This window comes from Amycolatopsis sp. NPDC051758 (assembly GCF_044453095.1).
Taxonomy (GTDB): Bacteria; Actinomycetota; Actinomycetes; order Mycobacteriales; family Pseudonocardiaceae; genus Amycolatopsis.
The window spans coordinates 145,549-172,301 of the sequence record NZ_JBITCJ010000004.1; the positions used below are offsets into that span (position 1 = coordinate 145,549).

Annotated in this window: 20 protein-coding genes; 10 read left to right on the top strand and 10 right to left on the bottom strand. The window is 70.9% G+C overall.

Annotation, left to right across the window (positions count from 1 at the left end; all coding sequences use genetic code 11):
* Window positions 1-3: 3 nt before the first annotated feature.
* Genes ACIA5G_RS20180 through ACIA5G_RS20195 form a run of 4 tightly spaced genes read right to left on the bottom strand, consistent with a single transcriptional unit; the run spans window position 4 to window position 3,623 of the window.
* Window positions 4-591, bottom strand: a complete 588-nt coding sequence (locus ACIA5G_RS20180; RefSeq protein WP_395925250.1) for a GTP-binding protein — start codon at window positions 589-591, stop codon at window positions 4-6.
* On the bottom strand, window positions 572-949 hold the full coding sequence (locus ACIA5G_RS20185) for a DUF742 domain-containing protein (RefSeq protein ID WP_395925252.1): 378 nt from the start codon (window positions 947-949) through the stop codon (window positions 572-574). The genes ACIA5G_RS20180 and ACIA5G_RS20185 overlap by 20 nt, the downstream gene beginning before the upstream one ends.
* The gene (locus ACIA5G_RS20190) at window positions 946-1,356 is read right to left on the bottom strand and encodes a roadblock/LC7 domain-containing protein (RefSeq protein WP_395925254.1); all 411 of its coding nucleotides are present in this window, start codon (window positions 1,354-1,356) and stop codon (window positions 946-948) included. The genes ACIA5G_RS20185 and ACIA5G_RS20190 overlap by 4 nt, the downstream gene beginning before the upstream one ends.
* Window positions 1,357-1,379: 23 nt before the next feature.
* Window positions 1,380-3,623: an ATP-binding protein gene (locus ACIA5G_RS20195; protein WP_395925256.1), complete on the bottom strand. Its 2,244-nt coding sequence runs from the start codon at window positions 3,621-3,623 to the stop codon at window positions 1,380-1,382.
* Between the two features lie 309 nt (window positions 3,624-3,932).
* Here ACIA5G_RS20195 and ACIA5G_RS20200 point away from each other — a divergent pair, with 309 nt between their 5' ends.
* The 4 genes from ACIA5G_RS20200 to ACIA5G_RS20215 all read left to right on the top strand — a co-directional run bounded on the left by ACIA5G_RS20200 (window position 3,933) and on the right by ACIA5G_RS20215 (window position 7,845).
* Window positions 3,933-4,892, top strand: coding sequence for an ArsR/SmtB family transcription factor (locus ACIA5G_RS20200; RefSeq protein WP_395925258.1), 960 nt, complete (start codon window positions 3,933-3,935; stop codon window positions 4,890-4,892).
* Between the two features lie 186 nt (window positions 4,893-5,078).
* Window positions 5,079-5,342 (top strand): hypothetical protein, encoded by a 264-nt coding sequence (locus ACIA5G_RS20205; protein ID WP_395925260.1) that lies wholly within the window; start codon window positions 5,079-5,081, stop codon window positions 5,340-5,342.
* Between the two features lie 388 nt (window positions 5,343-5,730).
* Complete coding sequence (locus ACIA5G_RS20210) at window positions 5,731-7,329, top strand: ABC-F family ATP-binding cassette domain-containing protein (RefSeq protein WP_395925262.1); 1,599 nt, start codon at window positions 5,731-5,733, stop codon at window positions 7,327-7,329.
* Between the two features lie 84 nt (window positions 7,330-7,413).
* Window positions 7,414-7,845, top strand: coding sequence for an organic hydroperoxide resistance protein (locus ACIA5G_RS20215; protein ID WP_395925264.1), 432 nt, complete (start codon window positions 7,414-7,416; stop codon window positions 7,843-7,845).
* 62 nt (window positions 7,846-7,907) lie between these two features.
* On the opposite strand, the gene ACIA5G_RS20220 is transcribed toward ACIA5G_RS20215, so the two are convergent.
* Both ACIA5G_RS20220 and ACIA5G_RS20225 read right to left on the bottom strand, forming a co-directional pair.
* Window positions 7,908-8,951: an alpha/beta fold hydrolase gene (locus tag ACIA5G_RS20220; protein WP_395925266.1), complete on the bottom strand. Its 1,044-nt coding sequence runs from the start codon at window positions 8,949-8,951 to the stop codon at window positions 7,908-7,910.
* Window positions 8,952-9,043: 92 nt separating this feature from the next.
* Window positions 9,044-11,809, bottom strand: coding sequence for an AAA family ATPase (locus ACIA5G_RS20225; RefSeq protein WP_395925268.1), 2,766 nt, complete (start codon window positions 11,807-11,809; stop codon window positions 9,044-9,046).
* 148 nt (window positions 11,810-11,957) lie between these two features.
* Here ACIA5G_RS20225 and ACIA5G_RS20230 point away from each other — a divergent pair, with 148 nt between their 5' ends.
* The 4 genes from ACIA5G_RS20230 (at window position 11,958) to ACIA5G_RS20245 (ending at window position 17,563) form a co-directional block, all read left to right on the top strand.
* Entirely contained in the window at window positions 11,958-13,499 is a 1,542-nt protein-coding gene (locus ACIA5G_RS20230; protein ID WP_395925270.1) for a tannase/feruloyl esterase family alpha/beta hydrolase, read from the top strand.
* Between the two features lie 126 nt (window positions 13,500-13,625).
* Entirely contained in the window at window positions 13,626-14,690 is a 1,065-nt protein-coding gene (locus tag ACIA5G_RS20235; protein ID WP_395925272.1) for an aldo/keto reductase, read from the top strand.
* Between the two features lie 382 nt (window positions 14,691-15,072).
* Window positions 15,073-15,423, top strand: coding sequence for a helix-turn-helix domain-containing protein (locus ACIA5G_RS20240; RefSeq protein ID WP_395925274.1), 351 nt, complete (start codon window positions 15,073-15,075; stop codon window positions 15,421-15,423).
* A gap of 148 nt (window positions 15,424-15,571) precedes the next feature.
* Window positions 15,572-17,563, top strand: coding sequence for a tetratricopeptide repeat protein (locus tag ACIA5G_RS20245; RefSeq protein ID WP_395925276.1), 1,992 nt, complete (start codon window positions 15,572-15,574; stop codon window positions 17,561-17,563).
* Between the two features lie 296 nt (window positions 17,564-17,859).
* On the opposite strand, the gene ACIA5G_RS20250 is transcribed toward ACIA5G_RS20245, so the two are convergent.
* Window positions 17,860-19,080, bottom strand: a complete 1,221-nt coding sequence (locus ACIA5G_RS20250; protein ID WP_395925278.1) for a hypothetical protein — start codon at window positions 19,078-19,080, stop codon at window positions 17,860-17,862.
* A 203-nt stretch (window positions 19,081-19,283) separates the two neighbouring features.
* On the opposite strand from ACIA5G_RS20250, the gene ACIA5G_RS20255 reads away from it, so the two are divergent.
* Window positions 19,284-22,295 (top strand): AfsR/SARP family transcriptional regulator, encoded by a 3,012-nt coding sequence (locus ACIA5G_RS20255; protein ID WP_395925281.1) that lies wholly within the window; start codon window positions 19,284-19,286, stop codon window positions 22,293-22,295.
* Between the two features lie 363 nt (window positions 22,296-22,658).
* On the opposite strand, the gene ACIA5G_RS20260 is transcribed toward ACIA5G_RS20255, so the two are convergent.
* The 3 genes from ACIA5G_RS20260 to ACIA5G_RS20270 are packed head-to-tail and all read right to left on the bottom strand — an operon-like array spanning window position 22,659 to window position 25,686.
* A complete protein-coding gene (locus ACIA5G_RS20260) occupies window positions 22,659-23,867 on the bottom strand; it encodes an amidohydrolase family protein (RefSeq protein WP_395925283.1) in 1,209 nt (402 codons plus the stop codon).
* Window positions 23,864-24,271 (bottom strand): GAF domain-containing protein, encoded by a 408-nt coding sequence (locus tag ACIA5G_RS20265; protein WP_395926463.1) that lies wholly within the window; start codon window positions 24,269-24,271, stop codon window positions 23,864-23,866. The genes ACIA5G_RS20260 and ACIA5G_RS20265 overlap by 4 nt, the downstream gene beginning before the upstream one ends.
* 23 nt (window positions 24,272-24,294) lie before the next feature.
* Window positions 24,295-25,686 (bottom strand): MFS transporter, encoded by a 1,392-nt coding sequence (locus tag ACIA5G_RS20270; protein WP_395925285.1) that lies wholly within the window; start codon window positions 25,684-25,686, stop codon window positions 24,295-24,297.
* A 138-nt stretch (window positions 25,687-25,824) separates the two neighbouring features.
* On the opposite strand from ACIA5G_RS20270, the gene ACIA5G_RS20275 reads away from it, so the two are divergent.
* On the top strand, window positions 25,825-26,709 hold the full coding sequence (locus ACIA5G_RS20275) for a MurR/RpiR family transcriptional regulator (RefSeq protein WP_395925287.1): 885 nt from the start codon (window positions 25,825-25,827) through the stop codon (window positions 26,707-26,709).
* Window positions 26,710-26,753 lie beyond the last annotated feature (44 nt).

Sequence of the window (26,753 nt, forward strand, 5' to 3'; positions counted from 1 at the left end):
CTGTCAGGCTTTCTGCGCGCGCGGCGCGTGCAGTTCGGCGAGCGCGTGCTCGGCCGCCGCGATGAGCGTCCGTTTTGTCGACTCCGGCGAGCGCGCGTCGCAGGTGACGACCTGCACCGCGGCCGGGATCTTGAGGGCTTCACGCACCTGGTCGGGCGCGTGCGAGCGGGTGTCCTGGAACTGGTTGATGGCCACCAGGAACGGCAGGCCGCGCGACTCGAGGAAGTCGATCGAGGCGAAGCAGTCCGCCAAGCGGCGCGTGTCGACCAGGACGATCGCCGCCACCGCGCCGCAGACCAGGTCGTCCCACATGAACCAGAACCGGTGCTGGCCCGGCGTGCCGAACACGTAGAGCACCAGGTCGTCGGCCAGGGTGAGCCGGCCGAAGTCCATCGCGACCGTGGTCGAGAACTTCCCCGGCACGGCCTCGGTCCGGTCGACGCCGACGGCCGCCGACGTCATCAGGGCTTCGGTCCGCAACGGGTTGATTTCCGAGACGGCGCCGACGAAGGTCGTCTTGCCGGCCCCGAACCCGCCGGCCACGACGATCTTGGCCGAGGTGATCCGTCGTTCAGAGTGCGCGTAGTCCACTGAGGACCCTTTCGAGCAGGTCGTTCCGTTCGTCGAAGGAGGCGTCCGCGGGGAGCGTGTCGCGGATCGACACCTGGCCGGCGATCAGCAGATCGCCGATGAGCACCCTGGCCACGCCGAGCGGCACCCCCAGGTGGGCCCCCACTTCCGCCACGGAGCGCTGCTGCAGGCACAGCTGCGTCACCACGGCCAGGGGGTTGGTCGGGCTGTAGGGGGCGGCCCGGCCCTCCGCGGTCGTCTCGATGAGGGCTTCCACCGCCAGGTCGACCGTCGGCCGGGTGCGCCCGGCGGTCCACGCGTACGGACGGGCCAGCGATGCCGCGTGCCGGCCGCCCTCCCGCCGCCGGCCTTCGGTCACCGGGTTGCTCCCGGCGACGCCGCCGTGGGCCGCGCCGGGGTCTCGACCATCTTCCCGACCCGGTCCACCAGCAGCGTCATCTCGTAGCCCACCAGCCCGATGTCGCAGCCGGGGTTGGCCAGCACCACCAGGTTCGAGCCGTCGCCGACGTTCATCAGCATCAGGAAGCCCTGCTCCATCTCGATCACCGACTGCACGACCCGGCCCGCGGTGAACAGGTCGGCCGTGCCGAGCGCGAGGCTCGAGAGACCGGACGCGATCGCCGAGAGCTGGTCGGCCCGGTCCCGGGGCAGGGTTTCGTTCGCCGCCACGAGCAGCCCGTCGGCGGAGACGAGCGCGGCGTGCGCGACGCCGGGCACCTCCTGGGTGAACGCCGACACCAGCCAGTTCCGGGACTGGTCCACCACATCCGCTCCTTCCTGCCGGGTGTTCACTGCTCCGCCTTCGGTTCGGGCGCGACCCGGTGGCGGGCCGCGCGCATGCCGCTGTAGTGCCGGGAAAGGTTGTTGCGCACCGCGGCGGGATCGCGGAACGACGTGTCCGCCGGCCGGTCCTGGCGCTGGGCGACCGAGCCCGGGGCGAGCTGCGCGCCGGGCTGCCGCGTCGGCAGTCCCGACTCGGTGAACTCGAGGTCGTCGAGCGTGCCGACCGCGGCTTCCGCGGCCTGCCGGACCTCGTCGGCCGGGGTCGCCCAGCCGCCGGGCTGCGCCGGTTTCACCGGGGTGTCGGCGAACCAGTGCGACAGCATCTGGTCGAAGATCGGGGTCGGCATCGGGGTGTGCTCCACGGCGGCGGGGACGGGACCGGGTTCTTCGACGGGCCACCGGGGTTCGAGCTCGTGCCGGGCGGTGCCGTTGGCCGCCGGCGGCAGCGCGGCCTGACCGGGCCGCGGTGGCAGGTCGACCTGGATCAGCACCCCGGGGACGTGCACGCTGGCGGTGACACCGGCGCTTGCGGTGCGGCTGGTGGTCGGCCGCAGCCGCACGGTGATGCCGTGGGACGTGGCCAGCCTGCTCACCACGAACAGGCCCATCCGGCGGGTGGTCTCCGGGCTCACCGAGGTGCCGGCGGCCAGCCGCGCGTTCGCCGCGTCGAGGTCTTCGCGGCTCATGCCGAGCCCGACGTCGACCACCTCGATCAGCACGCCGCCGTCGAAGCCGCGGTCGGCGGTGAGCACCACCTGCTCGTCCGGCGGTGACGACCGGATCGCGTTCTCCAGCAGCTCGGCGAGGATGTGCACGACGTCGGCCGCGGCCTCGGACTGCACCGAGCCGCGGGGGGCGTTGCCGAGCGCGACCCGCTGGTAGTCCTTGACCTCCGATGTCGCCGCCCGCAGCAGCTCGACCGTCGCGACCGGACCGACGTCGCGCCGCACCGGGCGGCCACCGGCCAGGACCTGCAGGTTCTCGCCGTTGCGCCGCAGCCGGGTGGCGATGTGGTCGATCTGGAACAGCTCGGCCAGCCGTTGCGGGTCCTGCTCGTCGGCTTCGAGGTCCTCGATCACCGACAGCTGCAGCTCGACCAGCGACTGGCTGCGCCGCGAGAGCGTCATGAACATCTCGCTGACCTGGATCCGCATCTCGGCCTGCTCGCCGACGGCCAGCCGCACCGCCTGCCGGTGCATGTCGTCGAAGGCCCGGGCGAGCTGGCCGACCTCCTCCTCGGAGTCGACCGGGAGCGGCGGGGTCGCCCGCCAGTCGACCTCTTCGCCCTCGCGGATCCGTTCGATCGTCCCGGGCAGCCGGCGGCGTGCGGTGTCGAGCGCCGCCGCGTGCAGCCGCCGGATCGGGGCGACCACCGACCGCGCCACGGCGAGCGCGATGGCGAGGGCGCCGAGCAGGGCCGCGAGCACCAAGGCGGTGTCACGCAGCGCGTCGGACCGGGCGGTGTTGGTCTGCACGCCGACCGCATCCGAAAGCGCTTTCACCTGCTCGGACAGGATGTTCCCGAGCACCGTGCGCTTGGCGGCGGGGCCGCCGGCGCCGGGACTGGTCGCCGCGGCGAACCGCGCGGCGGCCGCGCCGGCGGGCAGGGCCCGGCGGATCTGCCCGGTCAGCACGGTCTCCTCGGCGGCGGCGACGCCCTCACCCGCCGCCGCCGAGGCGTCCGCGGAGCTTCCCGCCAATGCTTCCCGACCGGCCAGACTGGTCCTCAGCTGCACGAATGCTTTCGTGATGGTGGCCGACGCGTCGAGATCGGCATTCCGGGCCTGGCCGACGACGCCGGGGATCACTTCGCTGAGTGCGACGACGAAGTCGTGGTAAGCGCCGGTTTTCGCGACGGAAGAACCACTCTGCTGGCGCAGTCCGGCCAATTTTCCCAGCTGATCTTCCAGCGTGCGCGACAGCTCCGGGTTGAGCTGCGAAAATGCGGCGTCGCGCCGGATCGAGGCCGCTTTCTCGTCGACCGCGGCGGTCTGCGCGGCTCCGCCGTCGTGGATCATCTCGTCGTCGACGAGACCGCCGAGCTCGGAAATCCCTTGCACGACCGGCATTTGGTCCCGCACGGCGCTGAACGCGCCCGCCTGGGCGAGCTCGGCCTGCACGCGGCCGCCGGCCAGCAGGAGCGCGACCAGCACGGGCAGCAGCAACACGACGGAGATCTTGGTGCGCAGCCGCCAGGTGCCGGGATTCCAGGAGGCGGCACGACGGGATGGGGGTTCGTCTTCTTTCATCGGTGGCGTGGCTCGATTCGTACCGGTGGCCCGAGAACGATTTCCGGGTGCTTTTCTCGCATAATTCAGGTTCGAGACGTAACTCTGCGGGCCGTGGTGTTGTCAAGGAATGCGAGTCGTTTCCCCCGTACGCATCAGCTACACAGGGTGAACTTCGACAGCACGGCGTTTTACCCTTGCGGAGGGTGAAGAAGCACTCAAGATCGACCGGAATTCCCCCTGCGTCCGGTGAATTTCCGGCGGCGGGGCCGGGCCGGGCCGCGCCGGGCCCCCGGCTAGTCTCGGCCGGGAAAGGGGCACACACCGGCGATGTTGAAAATTCACTTCACGGACGCGGACCTGGCGAAGGTGACCATCGCCGAGGACGCCGACCCGATGTGGGAACTGCTGACGAGCAGCTACCGGATCCGGCGGCCGGAAGGGGAGCCGTTCTTCGGCCGGTGGCGCCGGGGGTCACGCGCCGCGGTCCCCGACTCCGGCCGGCTGCTGATGTCCGCCGTCCCGCCGTACGGGTACTGCCCGGACTTCCTCACCCCGGCCGGCGCCGGCACGATCGGCGACGGTGTGTCGGCCGTGCTCGGGACCCCGTCGCCGAAACTGGCCACGGACGTCGCCGAACTCGCCGCGCAGGGCACCCGCGTCCCGCCGTGGCTGCGCCGCCTCGCCGACGGCGAACCACGCGAACTGCGGCGGCTCGGCACGGCCCTGCACGACTACTACCGGCAGTGCCTCGCCCCGGACTGGGCGGCGGTGCGCGGCGCGGTCGCCCGCGACCGCGTCCGGCTGCGGTCGAACCTGGACCGCGGCGGGCCGCAGCTGCTGCTCTCCACCCTGCACCCGGACATCACCTGGTCACCGCCGGTGCTGCGGGTGCGGTTCCCGGTCGAGCAGGAGCTGCACCTGGCCGGGCGTGGGCTCCGGCTGATCCCGGCGTTCTTCGCGCACGGCATGCCGACCACGTACAAGGATCCGGACCTGCCACCGGTGCTGGTGTACTCGATCAGCCACCCCCGCTTCGACAGCGAGGCCGAGCCGGGGGCGTCGCTGTCCGCGCTGCTCGGCGCCACGCGGGCCCGGGTGCTCGTGACGGTCGCGACCACGCCGTGCAACACCAGCGAGCTCGCCGGGCTGGCAGGGATCTCCCTGGCCACGGCGAGCCAGCACGCGTCGATCCTGCGGGCGAGCGGGCTGCTCACCAGCACCCGCTCGGGCAAGTCCCAGATCCACGAGTGCACCCCGCTGGGCCTGGCGGTCATCCGGGCCGGCTGACTCCGCGCCTTGCGCCGCCCGGCCGGCGTCGTGTTAGCCTGACGCCGTGCAGCGCCTGATCAAGTCCTCGCGACTCGTAACCCGGCGCGCCGGCTGAACCAGGTCGCCGGCGCGCAGCGTCGACGACCGTGGATTTCCCGGGACCTGGCCCCGATCCTCTTCCGCACTTCCCCGTGGAGATCAGCCATGTCCAGCCCCGCTTCGTTCGCCCCCATGCTCCTGCGCCGCCGCATCGCGACCTACTTCACCGGCGGCGCGCAAGAGGTCCCCGCCCTCATCGGCGCCCTGGCCCAGGACGGCCGCCTGGCCCACGAACTCTCGATCGACATCCGCGACGGCGTCCGCGAGAGCAGTCTGGTCTGCGCCGTCCTCCTGGCCGGCGACGAGATCGAGCCCCTGCTCGACCGGCTGCGGGAGCTGCCCGCGGTTGTGTCGTCCGAACTCGCCTGACCCCGTTTGTCCGTGCCCCGGCTGGGTGTGCTCGGGTTCGTGCCGGGCATCACCGCCGGGTCCTGCTGTTCGTGTTCGGCCTCGCGATGAACCACGACAGCCCGGCCAACTTCACCCCGGTCGACGACGCCGGAGAAACAGGGACACTAGAGCCGTCCTCAGGTCGGGTTTCCCCGACGGCCACCGCTTCTGCGTGGTGGACCTCAGCAAGGCCTCATCGACCGGCCAGGTGTTATCGTCGAAGGGAAGATCCTTTCGACAGGAGTGCAGTCGTGGCAGGTGACGTCGACATCTCCGGATAACTCCGGAGTGTGCAGGCCCCCGGGTCATCCCGGCGTGGCCGCCGTTGTCGACCACCTTTCCCTCCACACCTCCGAGGTCTTCACCCGTGCCCGAAAACTGCGTCGTCCTGTCCGGCCTGTCCTTCTCCTGGCCCGACGACACCCCCGTCTTCGACCACCTTTCCGCCACCTTCCCCGGCGGCCGCACCGGTCTCGTCGCGCCCAACGGGTCCGGCAAGACGACCCTGCTGAAGCTCGTCGCCGGAGTGCTGAAGCCGTCGACGGGCAGCGTCACCGTCGACGGTCTGCTCGGCTACCTCCCGCAGGACCTGCCGCTGAGCGGGGAGCTGTCCGTCGCCGAAGTCCTCGGTGTCGCCCCGATCCTGCACGCGATCGCCGCCGTCGAGTCCGGTGACGTCGGCGAAGAACACTTCACCACCATCGGAACCGACTGGGACGTCGAGGAACGCACTCGCGCCCAGCTCGACCGGCTCGGCCTCGCCGACGTCGGACTGGACCGCTTGCTGAGCACCCTCAGCGGCGGCCAGATCGTGTCGCTGGGCCTGGCCGCGCAGCTGCTCAAGCGCCCGGACGTGCTGCTGCTGGACGAACCCACCAACAACCTCGACCTCGAGGCCCGGCACCAGCTCTACAGCGTGCTCGACGACTGGTCCGGCTGCCTGCTCGTGGTCAGCCACGACCGCGCGCTGCTCGACCGGATGGACCGGATCGCCGAGCTCGACCGCGGCGAAATCCGGTTCCACGGCGGGAACTTCACCGAGTACGAGCAAGCCGTCGAGGCCGCGCGTGAAGTCGCGGAGAAGAACATCCGCAGCGCCGAACAGGAGGTCAAGCGCGAGAAGCGGGAGATGCAGCAGGCCCGGGAGCGCGCCGCCCGCCGCGCGAGCACGGCGTCGCGCAACCTCGGCAGCGCCGGGCTGCCGAAGATCTTCGCCGGGACGATGAAGCGCAGCGCACAGGAGTCGGCCGGCAAGGCGGACGGCACGCACGCGGCCCGCGTCGGCGCAGCCAAGGCCAAGCTCGACCAGGCCGAACGCTCCCTGCGCACCGAGCAGAAGATCAGCCTGGAGCTGCCGCAAACCGAGGTCCCGGCGGGCCGCACGCTCTTCGCCGGCGAGCAGCTGCGGGTGCGGGACCTGTTCCCCGACGGTGTCGACCTCACGATCCGCGGCCCGGAGCGGATCGCGCTCACCGGCCCCAACGGCGCCGGGAAGTCGACCCTGCTCCGGCTCTTGCACGGCGACCTCGCGCCCGAAGGCGGTTCGGTGTCCCGCGCCGACGGCCGGATCGCGTTCCTGTCCCAGCGGTTGGATCTCCTCGACGACAACCGCACGGTGGCCGAGAACCTCGCGGCGGCCGCCCCGGCGATGCCGCCCGCGCAACGGATGAACCTGCTGGCCCGCTTCCTGTTCCGCGGCGCGCGGGTGCACCTGCCGGTCGGCGTCCTCTCCGGCGGCGAACGGCTGCGGGCGACGCTCGCCTGCGTCCTGTTCGCCGAACCGGCGCCGCAGCTGCTGTTGCTGGACGAGCCCACGAACAACCTCGACCTGGTCAGCACCGCGCAGCTGGAGAGCGCGCTGACCGCGTTCCGCGGGGCGTTCGTGGTTGTCAGCCACGACGAACGCTTCCTCGCGGAGATCGGGGTCGAGCGCCGGCTCCGCCTGGAAGACGGGCGGCTGCGGTGACGTACACCGATGACGTCGCACGACGGTCGCCGCGGGCACCCCCGGATTCCTAGCGTGGTGGCATCATCCGCTGAAAGGAAGACCATGTCCGAAGTGACCTACACCGCCGTCGCCACCTCCACCGAGGAGGGCCGCAACGGCGGCCGCGCGACCTCCGACGACGGCGCGCTCGCCGTCACGCTCGCCGTGCCCAAGGCCTTCGGCGGCGCGGGCGACGGGACGAACCCGGAGCAGCTGTTCGCGGCGGGCTGGGCGTCCTGCTTCGTCGGCGCCGTGCGCCGGGTCGCGGGTGCGAAGAAGGTGCCGCTGAACGACCTCGCCGTGGTCGCGGAGGTCACGCTGCACCACGACGTCGACGCGGGCGAGTTCGAGCTGAGCGCGGTGCTGCACCTGGAGGCGTCGGGCATCGACCAGGCCACGGCCGACGACCTGGTCGCCGGCGCGCACCAGGTCTGCCCGTACTCGAAGGCGACGCGCGGCAACATCGAGGTCACCCTCGACGCCACGGTCGCCTGACCCCAAGCCGTGAATGGCCCATCGAGGGACGCTGAGTCCTCGATGGGCCATTCACGGCTCGGTCACATCCGGTCGGCGTCGATGATCGCCTGGGCGAACGGCCTCGGCGCTTCCTGCGGCACGTTGTGGCCGATGCCGTCGAGGATCCGGTGCTCGTACTTGCCGGTGAACTTCGCGCGGTACGGCTTGCCGTCCTTCGCCGCGGCGTCGAAGTCGCTGCCGATCGTGATGGCCGGGACGGTGATCGCCGGGCCGGCGGCCAGTTTTTGTTCGTACGCCTCGTAGTGTGGCTCGCCCGGGGCGAGGCTGAGCCGCCAGCGGTAGTTGTGGACGACGATGTCGACGTGGTCGGGGTTGTCGAACGCCGCCGCGCTGCGGTTGTACGTGGCGTCGTCGAAGTGCCACGCCGGGGAGGCGGTCTTCCAGATCAGCTTGTTGAAGTCGTGGCGGTTCGCCGCGTACCCGGCGCGGCCGCGCTCGGTCGCGAAGTAGTACTGGTACCACCAGCCGAGTTCGGCCTGCGGGGCCAGCGGTTTCTGGTTCGCCACCAGGTTCGTGACGATGTACCCGCTCACCGCGACGACCGCCTTGCAGCGTTCGGGGAAGAGCGCGGCGATGATGTCGACGGTCCGCGCGCCCCAGTCGTAGCCGCCGAGCACCGCCTTGCCGATCTTGAGCGCGTCCATCAGGGCGACGACGTCGAGCGCCACCGCGGCCTGCTGTCCGTTTCGGACGGTCTGGGCGGACTTGAACGTCGTCGGGCCGTACCCGCGCAGGAAGGGGACGATCACCCGGTACCCGGCGGCGGCCAGGATCGGCGCGACGTCGACGTAGCTGTACGGGTCGTACGGCCAGCCGTGCAGCAGCACCACCGGCTGCCCGGTGGCCGGCCCGAACTCGGCGTAGGCCATGTTCAGCACCCCGGCGTCGACGTGCTTGAGCTCGCCGAGCGAGGTGTGCTCGCCGGACCCGGCCCGCAGGTCCGGCCCGGGCGACGGCGGGGCCGGCGGGGCCGCGGCACCGGGAGCGTCCGCCGAGCAGGCCGCCAGTGAAGTTGCCGCCAGTCCCGCCGCGAACGCCTGCCCGAACCTTCTCCTGCTGATCATCTGAGCTCCTGTGCGAAAGACCGTGGGACTTTCACGACGTTAGGGAGCTTCGGGTGATCTTCGCGCCCGTCGGATGACGCAGCCGGTGTAAGTCACCCGTCCAGGGTCTTCAGCTTCCCGGCGAGGTCGGCGCGGGAGCTCACGCCCAGCTTGGGGAAGATCCGGTGCAGGTGGGTGCCGACGGTCCGGTGCGAAAGGTACAGCCGCTGCCCGATCTCCCGGTTCGTCAGCCCGTCGGCCGCCAGCTGGGCGATGCTCAGCTCGTGCGGAGTCAGCTTCTCCCCCGCGTCCGGGTCCCGGTTCGGGCTCGACTCGCCCGCGCTGCGCAGCTCCCGCCGCGCCCGCTCGGCCCACGCCGTCATGCCCAGCGCGTCGAAGGTCTCGCGGGCCGTGCGCAGGTGCGTCCGCGATTCGACAACCCGCCGCTGCCGCCGCAGCCACTCGCCGAACGCCAGGTGGACGCGCCCGCGTTCGGCGGGCCAGCCGGCCAGGTCGGCTTGCAGCGCTTCCGCAAACCGCTCGTCGGTCGGGTCGAGCACGGCGCGCGCGTACCGAAGGCCGATGTGCAGGGCGGGTGACGGCGTCCGCCCGGCGAGGGGTTCCAGCTCGGTGAGGATGTCGCGCATGGCGTCGGTCTGCCCGGCCCGCACCGCGGCCTCGGTCAGCTCGGCGACGCAGTAGGTGCGCAGGGCCAGCTGGTAGGCGGGGTCGGCCGGGTCGTGGAGCCGGCGCAGGTCGGCGAAGGCGTCCTCGAACCGGCCCTCGCTGAGGTGGGTGAGCCCGCGCGTGAGCTGCACGGTGGCGAGCACGGGCCGGGCGCCGGCCGCGAGCCCGGTGCGTTCGGCCTCGTCGGCCAGCGTTTTTGCCTGTTTGTGGTCCCCGCGCAGGGCGGCGATCTCGGCCTGGACCGCGGTGGCCAGACCGTCCATGAAGGGCTGGCCGGTCTCCCGGGCGAACCGGGCGGCTTCCGCCGCGACCGGCACCGCGGCCGCCAGGTCACCGAGCCGGACCCGGCTCCAAGCCTGGACGGCGAGCGCCCGCGGCAGCAGCCCGAGCCGCCCCTGGGCGCGCAGGCCCGGCGCGGCGGCCGCGGAGAACCGCGCGGCCAGGTCGAAGGCGCCGACCTGCAGCGCGGCGCTGCCGAGGTAGCGGTCGACCTCGGGATCGGCGCCGGTCGCGCCGACCAGCTCCCGCAGCCGTTTCAGCACGACGTCGCCGCGTTCGAACGGCGCGACGTAAGCGGTGATCGCCACGATGCGCGGATCGTCGTCCGGCACCGGCAGCCGATCGGCGACGTCCAGAAGAGCCTGCCGGGCTTGCTGACCGGGCTCGATCCAGAAGCAGCGCATGGCGGCGCTCCAGAGGATCCTGGTCGCGGCGCCGATTTCGCCGTCTTGCGCGACCTTCGCAGCGAGCGCGGCGAGTTCGGCGACGCGGGCGGGATCCTCCCGGACGCCGTCCTCGAACTCACTGAGCAGCCGGCTCGCGGTGGCGTTCTGCCGCGAACCGGCGGGCTTCGCGGCGAACACCAGCTGTTCGGCGGTCTCCCGGCGCCCGGATTCGACGGCCAGCTCGGCCGCCCGCAGCAGCCGATCGGCCCGGCAGCCGGGCTCACAGCTCAGCCGCGCCGCCTGCTCCAGCGCAGCAATCGCGGCGGCCGCACCACCTCGGTAGCGGGCCCGATCGGCGGTCCGCTCCAGCTCGGCGGCGATGTGTTCATCGGGCCCGGCGGCCGCGGCGGCCTGGTGCCAGGCCCGGCGGTCGGGCTGGTCGTGCAGGGCTTCGACAAGGGCGAGGTGAGCGCGGCGCCGGTCGGCGGGTGAAGCAGCGGCGGGGATGGCCGAGCGCATCAGCGGGTGGCGGAAGGTCACGGCCCCGGCCGAGAGGGTGACGAGCCGAGCTTCGACGGCAGGCGCAAGGACGTCCGGTTCGAGCGCGCCGGGCTGCAGTTGAGCGCCGGAGTGACCATCATCGGAACAAAAGGATCCATCGCCGGGAGCCTCGGCCGCGAGGAGCGCGCCCGCCGCGGTGAGCGTCTCGGCCAGCGAAGTCGCCTCGTTCAGCGCCGCGACCAGCAACGCCGTCCGAGCCGCGGCCGGAAGCCCGGCGACCCGGGCGGTGAACGTGCGTTCCAGCCGCTCCGTCAACGGCAGCACCGGATCGAGCCCGTCAAGATCGGCCACGGCCGACGGCAGCTCCGTCAGCGCCAGCGGGTGACCCGCGGCCTCCGCCAGCAAGCGGGTCCGGACCGCCGGCGCGAGCCGGGGCGCGACCGCGTCCAGCAGGTTCGCGGCCGCGTCGGCCGGCAGGCGGTCGAGCACCATCGGCGCCAGGCCGGCGTCGCGCAGCGAGGTCTCCGCGCCGTCCCGGACCGTCGCGACCAGGATGATCGGCTCGGTCTCGATGCGCCGCGCGACAAACGCGAGGACGTCCGCACTCGCGCGGTCGAGCCAGTGCACGTCCTCGGCGACGAGCAGCAACGGCTTGGCCGCCGCCTCCTCGGCCAGCAGCGTCAGCGCTGCGAGCCCCACCAGGTAGGCGCTCGGCTCGGCACCGCCGGCCAGGCCCAGCGCCGTCCGCAGGGCGTCCCGCTGCGGCGCGGGCAGGTCCGCCACCCCCGCCCGGACGGGGTGGAGCAGCTGGTGCAGCCCGGCGTAGGCGAGGTGGAGCTCGGCCTCGGCCCCGGTCGTCCGCAGCACGCGCAGCCCGGCGACCGACGCCGCGGCAGCCGTCTCGGTCACGAGCGCGGACTTGCCGATGCCGGCTTCACCGCGGATGAGGACGCCACTGCGGTCTTCGGGACCGTCGACGAGCTCGCGCAGCTCCTTCAGCTCGGTTTCCCGTCCGTGCAGCACCATGGAAACGACCTTACCCAAAGCACGTTTCCGCAGCTCAGCGCGGAGTGACGTACGGCGACAGCGTCATCCGACAGGCGCGGGCGCCCCCACCGCGGCCCTAGCTTCACCACACGTCCACATCGGACGGAAACCAGCACAGAGGAAAGCGATGAGACGCATCCCCAAGTTCCTGGCGGCCGCCGTGCCGCTCCTGCTGACCGGCCTGGTCCCGCTCGCCCCGACGGCGGCGGCCGCGGCACCGGCCTGCGCCGCGGTGTCGGTGCCCGCGCCGGCCGGCGCGAAGATCGAGTCGGTGCAGGCCGAGCGCAAGACCGACGCCGGCACGCCGGCCTACTGCCGGATCACCGTGACGCTGACCCACTCCGGAAGCGACCACGTGAAGGTCGTCGTCGCCCTCCCGGAGACCGGCTGGACCGGACGGCTCCAGGCCGTCGGCGGCAGCGCCTACGCCGCCGGCAACTTCGGCGAGCCGCTCCTCCAGGCGGTCAGGGACGGCTACAGCGGCGTGACGACCGACGCCGGCGTGTCCTCGGACGCGCTCGACACGTCGTGGGCGGTGACCGCCGACGGCAAGGTCGACAAAACGCTTCTGACCAACTTCGCCACCCGATCGGTGCACGAAGAAGCCCAGATCGGCAAGGACGTCACGCAGCGGCACTACCACCGGCCGATCACGTACTCCTACTGGAACGGCTGCTCGACCGGCGGCCGTCAGGGTTACTCCGAGGCGCAGAACTTCGCCGACGACTTCGACGGCATCCTCGCCAACGCGCCGGCGGTCCAGTGGACGCAGTTCGCCGTCGCGACGCTGTGGCCGCAGATCGTGATGAACCAGGATCACGACATCCTGAGCAACTGCGTGCTGACCGCGTTCCGGCAGGCGGCGATCCAAGCATGTGACGCACGCGACGGCGTCACCAACGGCATCGTCGACCGGCCGGACGAGTGCAGTTACGACCCGCGCAGCCTGGTCGGCACGAAGATCCTCTGCGAAGGCAAGGAAGTCACCGTCACGGCGACGGACGCCGAAGTCATGCGCAAGATCTGGGCCGGCCCGACCGACGAGCGCGGGCGCAAGCTGTGGGACGGCCTCCCGAAGGGCGCGGACTTCGCTTACCTGGCCGGCACCGAGCCGAACCCCGCCGACGGCACGCTGACCGCGCCGGGCTTCAAGGTGGCCGTTCTCTGGGTGCAGTCGTTCCTGGAGAAGCAGCCCGGTTTCGACACCTCGAAGCTCACGTACGGCCAGTTCGCCGACCTGTTCCGGCAGTCGGTCCGGGAGTACGACAACGTCATCGGCACGGCCGACCCCGACCTGTCGGCGTTCCGCCGGTCCGGCGGCAAGCTGCTCACCTTCGTCGGCGCGGACGACCAGCTGATCCCGCCCGGCGGCACGCTGCAGTACCGCGAGCGGGTGGAGCGCACGATGGGCGGTTCGCAGCGGGTGAACGACTTCTACCGGCTGTTCCTCGCCCCGGGGGTCGAGCACTGCGGCGGCGGCGCCGGTGCGCAGCCTGCGAACGCGCTCGGCGCGCTGGTCGACTGGGTCGAGCACGGCAAGGCGCCGGCCACGCTCGCAGCGGCGACGCTCGACGGGAAGGCGACCCGCGACCTGTGCGCGTACCCGAAGGTGTCGCGCTACACCGGTCACGGTGACCCCGCGGTGGCGTCGAGCTACCGCTGCCGCTGAGGTGACGCCGTGTGGGCCGGAGCCGCTTCCGGCCCCACGGCTCACCTCGACTGGACTTGCGGGTCCAAAATTCGGCAGGCACGCTGAGAGGGTCCGCTGCTTTTCCGTTCCCCAGGAGCACTTTCCATGTCTCTCGACCAGTACTACCTGCTCGGCCGCTCCGGGCTGCGCGTCAGCCGGCTCGCGCTCGGCACCATGAACTTCGGCACCGGCGGGTTCCACGCCGCCTACGGGAAGACCGAGGACGAGGTCCGCCCGATCTTCCGCCGTTACCTCGACGAAGGCGGCAACTTCGTCGACACCGCGGACTTCTACACCGTGGGCGAGAGCGAGACGATCCTCGGCAAGCTGATCACCGAGGCCGGCGTCCGCGACCGCGTGGTGCTGACCACCAAGTTCACCAACAGCGTCGACCCGGCCGACCCCAACGCGGGCGGCAACGGGCGCAAGCACATGATCCGCGCCCTCGAAGCCTCCCTGCGCCGGCTCGGCACCGACTACGTCGACCTGTTCCTGCTGCACACGTGGGACCGGCTCACCCCGGTGGAGGAGGTCGTGCGCACGCTCGACGACCTCGTCCGCGCGGGCAAGATCCGTTACGCGGGCCTGTCCGACGTGCCCGCCTGGTACGCCGCCAAGGCGCAGACGTACGCCGAAGCGCACTCCCTCACGCCGATGATCAACCTGCAGCTGCCGTATTCCCTGGTACAGCGCGAAATCGAGACCGAACACGTCCCGATGGGACAGCACCTCGGCCTCGGCATCACGGCCTGGAGCCCCCTGGCGGGCGGCTTCCTCACGGGCAAGTACCGCAACGGCGGTTCAGGCCGCCTCAGCGCGGCCGACACGTGGTCCGAGCGCGAATGGCAGCTGCTCAAGCCCCTGGAGGAGGTGGCGGGCAAGCTCGGCGTCTCGATGGCCCAGGTGGCGATCAACTGGGTCGCAACCCAGCCAGGCATCGCATCGGCGATCGTAGGGGCGAGCAGCGCCGACCAGCTCGGCAAGAGCATGGCCGCACTGGACTTCGAGATCCCCGCGGAGCTGCGGGTACTGCTCGACGAGGCGAGCGCGGTGGCGCCGGCTTCGGTGTACCGGATGTTTACTCCGGAGTACCAGAACTGGATCGTGGCGCCGGGTCTCAAGGTCGGGGACAAGCCGGAGGGTTACGCACCCGCGGTGCGGAACTGGTAGCCGGAGCGGGTTCGCGGAGCGACTCTCGCCGCGAACCCGCTCACCCGTTGGGGTTTCCGAAGTCCCGACTGTCCAGTGAATGACAAGAATCACGTTGTGGGATTCCCAGACCGAGGTAAGGACAAGCCGACTTCGCCGGCTCGAATACCGCGCCGACCATGCGAATCATGTCCGCCGAACGAGATCCCGCACCACAACCCGATCCAGGGCTTTTGTCGTCCGGCAAGAACGGCAAAACTGGGACGCATGCACTTGGAGCGTGCAGATGCACACGAAGTTCACCATCTTCGATTTCACCTGACCGGCATCCTCTGGTCCGCCCGGCGCGATGAGACAATCAACAGCCGACCACGCCGCCAGCGACCGCCTCGGGAGCACGCGCATGGACATGCCGGAACACGGTGATCCGGAAGCCGCCCGGCGCACCGACCGTAATCGCCGCATGGTGCAGGACTGGCAGAACGGTGCCAGCATCACCCAAATCGCGCAAAAGTACGGCTTGTCGCTCAACTGGACCGGAGCCTTGCTCCGGCAGAACGGCGCCGACCTTCCCACCATCGGACGCGGCATCAAACGTGACCTCGACAGCGAAGAAGTCGTGGATTCCTACCTCGACGGCGCCACAGTCCGAGAAATCGCCGACGCTCACGAAGTGTCGTACGGGAAGATCTATCGCTTACTGCAACAGCACCGCGTTCCCATGCGCCCACGTGGGGGAAGGCAAACGCGCTGAGTCAGCAATCCCGCCAATCCCGGTCGACGCACAGTGATAGTCTACAATGGACTCTTCCGGTCAGGTGTGCAAATTTTCACATTGATGCCCCAACGCACGCGACAAACCGGTAGACCGGAGGGTCGGGGTTGCCGCGGGAGGGGGACTCATGACGCACCCTCAGCCGGGGCAGCACGCCGCACGGACAGCACGGCCGGGTCCGGTTCAGCTGCCGCCGCCGGCACCCGGAATCGTCGGCCGGGAGCCGGAGCTCGAACAGCTCGACACCCTGCGCGAACATCTGCGAGAACACCCCCGGATCGTCGTGCTGACCGGCGTCGGAGGGGTCGGGAAGACCGCGCTCGCCGTGCACTGGCTCACCACGCGCCGGGACGCATTTCCCGACGGTGTGCTCTACACGAGCTTCGCTTCGGGAGCCGACGACGACGGTCCCGATTCGCCCGGCATCGCGCTCCACGGCTTCCTCGCCGCGCTCGGCATCCCGGCGTCCGACATCCCGGCCCGGACGGCCGAACGCGTCGCGTTGTTCCGCGCCCACACCACCGGCTACACGTTTGCTTTGCTGCTCGACAACGCCGCTTTCGCCGCTCAGGTCCGCACCCTGCTACCGGCCGCGTCCACCGCGTTCGTCCTCGTCACCAGCCGCTCCCAGCTCAGCGGGCTCGGCCTGGACGGCGCCGACATCGTTCCGGTCGACCCGCTCGGGGAGGACGCTGCGCGCACCCTGCTGGCTTCGCGCGTCGGCGCCGGACGGCTCGACGCGGATCCCGCCGCCGCCCGGCGGCTCCTCCGCGCGTGCGGTGGCCTTCCCTTGACGATCGCGGTCGTCGGCGCCCGCCTGCGAGCCCGTCCCGAGCGGAACATCGCCAGGGAGGTCCGCGGCCGCGGGGCGCCCGCCGGAGGACCGCACAAGGCGGTGTTCGACGCGTCGTACGACGCACTCACCCCGGCCGCGGCGCAGATCTACCGCCTCTGCGGGGTGCTCCCCGGGACCCACATCGCGCTCGACGCGCTGGCCCACGTCCTCGCCACGCCGGTCGACAGCATCGACGACCAGATCGACGAGCTGGTCGAGGCCAACTTGCTGAGCGATCACGGAGAGGTCGTCAGCCGGCACGACGTGGTCCGCGACGATGCCCGGACCCGGTACGAGCGCGAGATGACGCCGGAAGAGCACTCGGCGACGCTCCTGGCGTTCACCCGCTGGCACCTCGACCGGGTCCTGGCCGCGGACGAGCTCATCCACCCGTTCCGGCCACGCTTCGCCATCCTCGGCGAGCCGGCCACGCGGATCTTCGCCGACCGGGATCTCGCGATCCGGTGGTGGCGCCGGGACCACCAGGTCATCCGAGCCGTCACGCGGGAAGCGGCCGCGCAGGGCTGGGATTCCGAGGTGTGGCAACTGTGCGAAGGGTCTTGGGGCTTCTTCCTCCACAACCGCGACTACGAACCCTTCCTCGCCCTCACCACCCTGGGCATCGGCTCCGCTCGACGATGCAGCCTGCCACTCGTCGAGGCGCGGTTGCGCAGTCAGCTCGGTTTTGCGCTGGACCAGCTGGGCAGGCTCGAGGAGGCCGATGCCCAGCACGCCGTCGCGTTGGAGATCGGCGAGCGCGAGAACGACGGACCCACACGCGCGACCGCCGTTTCCCGGCTGGCCAGAGCGGCCCGCCGGCGGGGCGACCTCGAGCAGGCGCTCCAGCTGTACCGGCGCAGCGCCGAACTGCACGCCGAGATCGACCGCCCCCGCGGTGTCGCGCTCGCTCGCCGTCGCCGGGGCGAGCTCCTGATCGAGCTGAACCGGGATCAGGAGGCCGAGGCCGAGCTCACCGCGGCCGCCGACATCATGGCCGAGGCCGGCGACGCCAACCAGCACGCCCGGGCGGTCACGGCCCTGGCCCGGCTGCACGACCGCCACGGCCGGTACGACCACGCGAGAAGCCGGCTAATCGATGCGCTGCGTGTTGTCCGGGCACTCGACTCGCCGTACTACACCGCCGAGATCCTCGCCGTCCTGGCCGACCTCGAGACCCGTCACGACGACCTCGATCAGGCGCATGAGCACCGCGCGGAAGCTCGGCTCCTGTACGCCGAGCTCGGGGATCCGCGGGCAGCCGAACTCGCTGCCCAGGAAGACTGACCGAGAGGCCGCCCGGCACGTCCGCCTCCGGTTACGCCAAGCGAAGACCGACGCCGTTTCCCGGTGCCAGGCCAGGACCGCCACCGCACCGGGACGCTCGCCGGACACCCGGCGAGCCGCGGCCGACGCGGCGCACGGTGACCCGTGACCGCCCGCCAGGACGACGTCAGCACACTCCGGCCAGGTTCCGGCCGCGAGGTCCGCGTCGACCACGACGAGCGTGGCGCCCTTGCCCGGCGCGCACCGGATCCGTATCCGCCACACTCCCGGGGCCAGTTCGGTGGCGAGCGGCCCGGTCACGCCGCCCACCCCGGCAACGGCCGCGGAACGGGCAGCAGTGGCAGGACTGCCGGCGCAGCCGGGGCCGAGAGCTCCAGCAACCGGTACATCTGGGCCCGCAGGAGCTCCGCCGAGCGGTCCGGACGGGACGTGATCGCCTCCGTCACCGCGACCGCGAGCCCACCCACCCGGCTCCAGGCCGCTTCGGCCTGTCCGGGCAGCGGACGCGCCCAGTCCAGCGGCAGCGTGTGGGCGCGGACGACGCCGGCGACACTCCCCTCCTGCGGCTGCCCGCACAGGGACGCGAGCGTCACCGGACATCCCGTCGCGGCCGCGTAGCCGGTGGTCGAACCGTGGTCGCCGATCACCCAGTCCGCGGCGAGCATCGTCGCCTGCCACCCGGACCCGGGCGGGATGAGCAGCAGGCCGTCGGCCACCGCGCCGGCCAGCCAGGCGGTGATCTGCCGGCGTCCGTGCACCGCCCAGACGTTCGGGTGCAGCACGGCCGCGACGGCAAAGCGCTGGGCGGGCAACGCGTTGACGACCGCCCGGTGGAGCTCGGGCAGCCGGCCGAACGCGGAATCGGTGAACCACGTCGTGCTGACCACGACCAGCCGCCGCTCCGGTGTCACCCCCAGCGCCCGCCGGTACACCTCGCGCAGGTGCCGGCTCGCCCGCATCCGGTCGAGACAGATGTCGCCGGCCACCACAGCGTTCGGGACCGCCTCGGGACACCGCTCCCGCAGCAGGTCCACCTCGCCCTCCGTGGCGAGCCCGAGCACCGCGGGCAGCACGCGCCCGCGGAAGGTCAGCAGTTCCCGGTCGACGCCGGTCGTGCGCTCGCTCGCCCCACCGGCTTTCCGGCTGTGCCGGCGCGGCTTGACCCGCCCGGCGCCGTGCCCGACGAGGAGGATGGGGCCGTGCACCTCGGCGAGGTGGCGGTGGCTCGCCGCGAGCACGAGGTCGAACCGGTGCGAGACCGCCTGGTGCCACGGCATGACCAGACCGTGCAGGCCACGCACGAACTCCTCGACACCGTGCCACTGTTCCGTCGTGTGCGGCACCGTGAACACCAGCTGGACCCGCAGATCGGTTTCCAGGAGGGAAATCACGTCGAGCAACCGGGTCCCCGCGGTCACGGTGGGGACCACCACCAGCACGGCGCGACACCGCGGCCGGGTGACCCGGGTGCCGGCGTCGAGCCCGACCGGACCTCGTACCCACAAATCCGTCGTCATTTTCCGTCCCCCTCGACGTGGTTCCTGACATCAGCGGACGGAGCATGCGGGGCGCGACTGCCGAACGCCTTCCCGGCGGCCGGACAAACCTCGGACATCTCGTGGCCTGTTCGTGGACACAAACGATCGTTACCGCGCCGTCGTCGTCGTTTCACCAAAACGATGCGAAGCTGGCGATATGGGAGAGGGGAAGGAACCGCGAAATGGAGATCGCGTACGGAATTCTCGGGCAGACAACAGTGCGGATGCACGGGAAGATGACCGAGGAGTGGGGGTCCCGGCAAGCCCGTCACCTTCTGGCGGCCTTGCTGACCCGCCCCGGAAAGCGTTTCTCCCAGGACAGCCTGATCGCCTGGGCGTGGACCGAGTCAGCTCCCCCTGGTAACCCGAAAGACGCGCTCTACAAAGCGATGACCCGGCTGCGCCAAGCGCTGGAGGCCGCCGACCACACCCCGGTCATCCGCACCGTCAACGGCGGCTACCAGCTCGACATCCGTCCCGATCTCGTGGATATCCACGTCTTCGACGACGAAATGCGCAAGGCTCGGCAATTGAGCGCTTCCGGAGACCATGAAAGCGCATGCGAGGTCGCGCGTGCCGCTCTGGCGCTCTGGCGGGACGAACCACTCGCCGGAATGACCAGTGAACCGGCCCGGAATTGGCGACGTGCCAGTTCGGCCGCGGACTGGGCACCTGCGCACAGTTTCTTCGCGACCGAATTGCTGGCCGCCGGCCGCCCCGAAGAGGCGCTCAGGCACCTGACCGCCGTTCCCCACCAGTACGCCACCGAACCCACGTTCGTGAAACTCCGCATCACCGCCCTCTATGCGCTGAGGCAGTCACACGAAGCCCACGCTTGCTTCCTGACGGCGCTCAAGTCCTACGAGCAGGACGGCGACGCCGAGGCGGCTGCCGATCTGCAGGCGCACCACGCCCGGGTGCGGGCGCGGCATCCGGAGTCCGGTGCGAAGCCGGAAGTGGCACCGCGACCTAAACCGGCCTCGCCGGTCGGCCCGATCCGCGTCGGCCTGCCTCGCAACCTTCGCGGGTTCCTCGGCCGTGCCGACGCGCTGCGCAGGCTCGACGAAGACCTGCTCGCCCCCGGCGCCGGGCACGCCCCCGCGGCCATCGTGTGCGGTCCGCCCGGCATCGGGAAGACGAGCCTCGCCGTCCACTGGGCGCACCGTGCCGCGGACCGGTTCCCCGGCGGCATCGTCTGCGTCGACATGCAGGGATTCGGGCCGGCCCCGGCGCGGACGACCGGCGAAGTGGTCGACCTCGTCCTCACTGCACTCGACTACCCGATCGACCACCTGGTCAGCGCCCCGGCCCGGGCCGCGCGGCTGCGTTCCCTGCTCGAGCGCGGCCGGCCGCTGCTCGTCATCTTCGACAACGTCGGCAGCTCCGAGCAGATCGACGAGGTCATCGACATCGTCGAATCGTGCACGGTGCTGCTCACCTCGCGAAGTTCCCTTCACGCGCTGTCCCGCCGCCACGACATACCCGCGATCAAACTCGGGCACCTCGACGAGCAGAGCTCGCTCGCGCTCCTGAGCAAGCGGATGCGAGGACGGGCCGAAGAAGAACCCGAAGCAGCGCGCGCTCTCGCCGTGCTCGGCGACGGCCTTCCGCTCGCCCTCACCTTGCTGGCCCAGCGAGCCGCCAGCCGTCCCGGGATCAGCCTCGACACCATGCTCGGGGAGCTACGGGATCCCGAGACGCTGCTGAGCATCGGCGACGACGGGGACGACAACGGCCTGCGCACCACGTTCTCCGGCTCCTACCAGGCGCTCGACTCCACGGCGCAGGACGTCTTCCGGCTCTTCGGCCACCACCCCGGCGCGGAGATCCAGGCCGAGACGCTGCTTTCGGCGAGCGGTCACCCCCGGGAAGCCACCCGTCGCGCCCTCGAGAACCTCGTCGCCTGGCACCTCATCGACCAGCCCGGCGAGCCCGACCGCTACCGCATTCCCGACATCTTTCACCGCTACTCACGCACGTTGACCGCGGACGACGACCCGCTGCCCCTGCGCCGGCTGCTGTCGCACTACCTGCAGACCGCCCTCCGCGCCCACCTGATCGCGCACCCGTACCGCAACCGGCCTCCGATGATCCCGGCCGAGCCCGGCATCGTCCCCCTCACGTTCGACTCGGCCACGTCCGCCGCGAACTGGGCTCTCGTGGAGCGGGACAACCTCTCGGCCCTGATCGGCGAAGCCGAACACCGGCAGCTGTTTTCCTACGCCATCGGACTGCCGCACCTGCTCAACGACAGCTGGGAACGCCACGGCTGCCACTCGGCCATGACACACGGGCTCGTGGTCGCCGTCCGGGCGGCCCGGGAAGCGAAGGACATCATCGCCGAGGCGTCCTCCCTCAACGACCTCGGCGAACTCCACCTGATCCTCGGCGACGACACGAAGGCGCGCCACTACCTCCACCGAGCGCTGGAGCTGGCCACCGAGCACGAGGAGACCGTCGGGATCCTCACCGTGAAGATCAACCTCGCCCGCCTCCACCGGCACAGCGGCGACCACACCGCGGCGATCGGCCTCTACCTGCGGTGCATCGACCAGGCCCGGCAGGCTCCCGACCCGATCAGGGAAGGCCTCGCCGAGCACTACCTGGCGGACACTTTCGCCGACCTCGACCAGCACGCCCAGGCCCTGCCGCACTATCACCGCGCCCTCCACCTCCGCACGGTCCTCGGCGACACGATGGGGCAGATCGCGACCCAGACGGCCCTGGCCGCGCTGCACACGCACGAGCAACGGCTGGAACTCGCCCACATGCACTGCCGGCAGGCGCTGGCCAATCTCGAGGGCCGCGACGACCTCACGGCGACCATGAAGCTCTGCACCGTCCGTGCCCGGCTCGCGTACGCCGATGGCAACGCCCGCGAAGCACTCAGGCTGGCTTGGGACGCGGTGGAAATCTCGCGGCAGGCCCACAACGCCACCGGACAGGCGCGCGCGCTCGAAGCACTCGGCGACATCCTGCGCAGACTGCACAACCCCGGCGGCGCGATCGAGGCGTGGACCGAGGCCGTCGCGTTCTACCGCGGTCGCGGCCGGGACGCCAAAGCTGACCGGCTGCTGGCACGTCTCGACGAGATCTCTGTCCACGTCGACGGGCTCATTCCGGACGCGCGCCGAGGCGACGACACGGTTGCAATGCCGAGCCCGCCTCGGCAACATCGGACGCGCCAACACTAACGGGTGACATTGGTGTCGCATGCTTGCGACACCAACCCGGACGTGGGCAAGATCTGCCCCGCCAGGTGAACACATATCAGCATGCTCTTACTCAGCGTAGAACCGGAGCTGTCTCCGCCAGGGCCTTGTGCCCGCCTTTGAAGCCCCTTAATCTCCCCGCAGTATCTTGATCCATGTTCTGCCTCCAAGCGAGCACGGATCGAATCCGCCACGATTCAGGAGTTGAAAGTTGCACTACCCCCTGTCCCTCTCCGATCTCGCCGACGAACTCCTCGCGGAGAGCAACTGGTGGCGCTGCTGACGCAGCCACGACGGTGATGCTCCGGGACGCACATCCCGGGGCACACCACCCTCGTCCAGCTGTCAGATCAAATCGCCACCCTGGATGATGTGCCGGAAGTGCTTCGGCTCGGCCAAAACCCCGATGTCCGCCAACGGATCCCCGTCCACCACCAGAAGGTCCGCATACGCGCCCACGCTCAAAGTGCCGATCTCACCAGGCAAGTTCAGCAACTCCGCGGCCGTCGACGTAGCCGAGCGAATCACCTCCAGCGGAGACTGGACTTCGGCGCGCAGACGGAACTCGTGGTTCTGATGGCGGTGCATCCCGCCCAGCAGGTCCGTCCCGTAAACCAGCTTCACGCCGCCGCGGGCTGCTCGCTCCAATGCCGTCAGGCCCGCGCCTAGCACGTCGTCGACCTTGCGCCAGCTCGACTCCGGCAGGCCGTGTTCGCGGCCTTCCTCCTTCAACGCCCAGTACGTCACCAGCGTCGGCACCAGGAACGCCTCTTGCGAGAGGAACAGCGAAACGCTCCGGTCGTCGAGGAGGTTGCCGTGCTCGATCGAACGGACGCCCAGCTCCAGGGCCCGGTTCACCGCGCGGGCCGTGTAAGCGTGCGCCGCCACGTAGCGGTTGGCCGCCGATGCCTCCTCGACGATTGCGCATAGTTCGTCGGCCGAGTACTGGGTCGAGTCGATGCGGTCGGTCGGGGATGCGACGCCGCCGGAGGCCATCACCTTGATGTGGTGGGCGCCCTTGCGCAGCTCGTCGCGGGCGGCGGCGCGGACCGCGTCGACACCGTCGGCCACGCGCCCCAGGCCCGCGCAGCACGGGTGGTCGTCACGGGCGTTGGCGCCGCGGGTGCGGCTGTCGCCGTGGCCGCCGGTCTGGCTCAGCGCGCGCCCGCAGAACAACAGGCGCGGGCCGCGGAACAGCCCCTCCGCCTGCGCGTCGGCGAGGCCGAAGTCGGCGCCCGAGGCGTCGCGGACCGTGGTGAACCCGCGGTCGAGCATCCGGCTCATCGTGCGGGCGCTGTGGGCGGCCACATAGGACGGTGACGACGACGGCAGCGACCCCAGGTCCGCCGTCGACGCCGTGACGTGCACGTGCGCGTCGACCAGCCCGGGCATGACCACCGCGCCCCGGACGTCCACCGAACGCACTTCAGCCGCCACGAGGTTCGGCCCCACCTCCACGATGCGGCCGTCAGCAGTCCGCAGGTCGCCTTCGGTGTACTCCCCGGACAGCGGGTCGAGCAGGCGGGCGTTGCGCAGCAGCAGGGATCCGGTCACCGGTTCTCCTTCTCGAGGTCGAGCAGTGCGGACACCGCCAGCGGCGCGAGGGATTCGGCCACCACGACCGAATCCTCGTCGTAGTTGCCTTCCGCGTCGAGGATGTTGAGCACCCCGAGCGTCCGGCCGTCGACGACCACCGGCACGTTGATCACCGCGCCGCAGCCGAGGCCCTCGATCAGCTCGTGGTCGGCGAAGATCTCCCGCACGGCCGCGCGGTCCGGCCCGAGGTAGGGCTCCTGCCGTGTGATGCACTTCGCGAGCCAGCCCGCGGCGACCTCGACGGTCTTCTCCCCGCCCACCGGGTACTGCTCGGGGTGACTGCTGTGCACCCGCCGCAGCGCCTGCCGCTCCGGCACCCAGGCGAGCACCGTGAACAGCCGCACGCCGATGGTGTCGCGCATCCGTTCTTCCACAGTGGACAGACTCACTTCGTCATCTCCTTCGCGGCGGCCTTCGGCGCACCGTGTTCGGTCAGTTCTTCCAGCGAACGGCCGGCGGTCGACAGGCCGAACACGAGCACGCAGAGCACCCCGGCCGCCAGGACCGCCGTCGTCAGGCCGAACACGCCGGCAAACCCGAGGCTCGCCGCGGACAGGCCGATGATCGTCGGCGCGAGGATGCTGCCGACCCGGCCGAACGCGCTGGACAGGCCGGTGCCGCTGGCGCGGATCCAGGTCGGGAACACTTCGGGTGTGTAGGAGTACACCCCGGCGTAGGTGCCGTTGAGGAAGAACGAAAGCACCGCGCCGGCGAGCGTGATCGACCACGGTGCGCTCGTCTGGCTCAGCCAGAACGCGCTCACCGCCGAACCGGCCAGGTACAGCGCGATCGTGTGCTTGCGGTCCAGCCGCTCGGACAGCCACGCGGCGGAGAAGTACCCGGGCACCTGGGCCAGGTAGATGATGATCGAGAACTCGAAGCTCTTCGTCACCGTGATGCCGCGTTCGACCAGCAGCGTCGGGATCCACGAGAAGAAGCCGTAGTAGGAGAACGTGATCACGAACCAGACGGTCCAGATCACCGCCGTCCGGCGCCGCATCGCGGGACTCCACAGGAACTTCAGCGCGCTCAGCAGGTTGACCTTCGGCGTCTCCGTCGCGGGCCGGGCGTCGGCCGGGGGCACCGGCGGGAGCGCGGTTGCGGTGGCCTTCTCGACGTCGCGCTCCAGCTTGACCACGACGGCTTCGGCCTCGGCGGCCCGGCCCTGGGCGAGCAGGAACCGCGGTGACTCGGGCAGGGATCGCCGCCACCACAGCAGCATGACGATCGGGAGCGCGGTGACGAGCTGCGCGATCCGCCAGCCTTCGTCGAACGACGGCACGATGAACCGCCCGATCAGCGCCGCCGCGACGAAGCCGAAGGAGAAGAACCCGGCGAGCGCGCCGACGAACCAGCCGCGCCGCTTGGCCGGGACGAACTCGGACAGGAACGGCGCGATGATCGCGCTTTCGGCGCCGGCGCCCGCCCCGGCCAGCACCCGGGCGCCGAGGAAGATCTCGTAGTTGGGCGAGAAGGACGCGATGACGGAGAACAGCGCGTAGAAGGCCAGCGCGTACATCATGACCTTCTTGCGGCCGATGCGGTCGCCGAGCAGGCCGGCGGCGACGGCGCCGAAGAGGAAGCCGAACGGGGTTGCGGAGCCGATCAGCCCGAGCTGGCCGTTGTCGAGCCCCCACGCCGCCTTCGCGCTGGGCAGCAGGAACGCGACGACCGCGGAGTCCATGCCGTCGAAGGTGTAACCGAGCCCGCCGATGAGCAGCAGTTTGTAGTGGGGCCGGCTCAGCGGGAGCCGATCCAGTCGAGCCAGCAGCGTCATGGGGAACGCCTTCCGTGTCCGGGCATCGAGGGGGTCGAAGAGTGCGGACAACGTATACTGCACTTTCCCAGTTTTGCAACGTTCATTGCAGGACGACACCACTGCGTTACGGTCTACGCGATCGAGGGAGGGGCCGAGGTGGCGGAGACCGACGACGGTTTCGAAGGCTGGCTGCGGGACCGGCTGCCGGAGCGCGGGCTGCGGCCGAAGTCGGCCGCGGTGCTGGAAGTGCTGGTCTCCCAGCCCAGGCGGGCGTCCTTCGGCTCGACGGCCGAGCTGGCGCAGCTCGCCGGTGTCAACGTCGCGACGGTGACCCGCACGGCGCAGGCGCTCGGTTTTGCCGGCTGGCCGGCGTTGCAGCAGGAGTTGCGGGCGCGCTACATGTCGTCACTGAGCGCGCCGCAGGTCGCTGAAGAACACCGTGGGGTCGACTCGCCGGGTTCGGCGTCACTGCGCCGTGACCTCGACAGTCTCGCCCTGCTGAACCGGCGGTTCGACGAAGGGGTGCTTCGCGAGGTCGCCCGCGCGATCGCCGCGGCCCGCCGCACGCTGGTGATCGCCGACGGCAGTTACGCGGCGGTCGGCATCGCGCTGGCGCACAACGCGCGGCTCGCGGGCTACGACGTCCACGCGGTGACGGCGGGCGACGCCGAACTCGCCAACCAGACGGCGAAGCTCACGGCCGACGACGCGCTGGTGGCGATCAGTTTCTGGCGCCTGTACGAGAGCACGGTCCAGGCGGCGAACGAGGCGAAGAGCCGCGGCGCGCGGGTCTTCGCCATCACGGACGCGGCCAGCCCGGCGCTGGCGAGCGCGGCGGAGCACGTGCTGATGGTGCCGGCGGAGGGCGTGACGTTCTTCCCGTCCCTAACCGCAGGCATGGCACTGGCGCAGGCGATCGTCGCTCAGCTGGCCGCGGTCGACCCGGCGCGCACGAGCGAATCGATCGAGGCGGCGGAGGCCATGTGGTCGCGGTTCGACCTGTTGCACCGGCGGCCGTCGGGCAAGTCCGCTCGCGAGTGAGGAACGGTGCCGGCCTCCCCGGGCCACTCAAGAACGTGTGACCT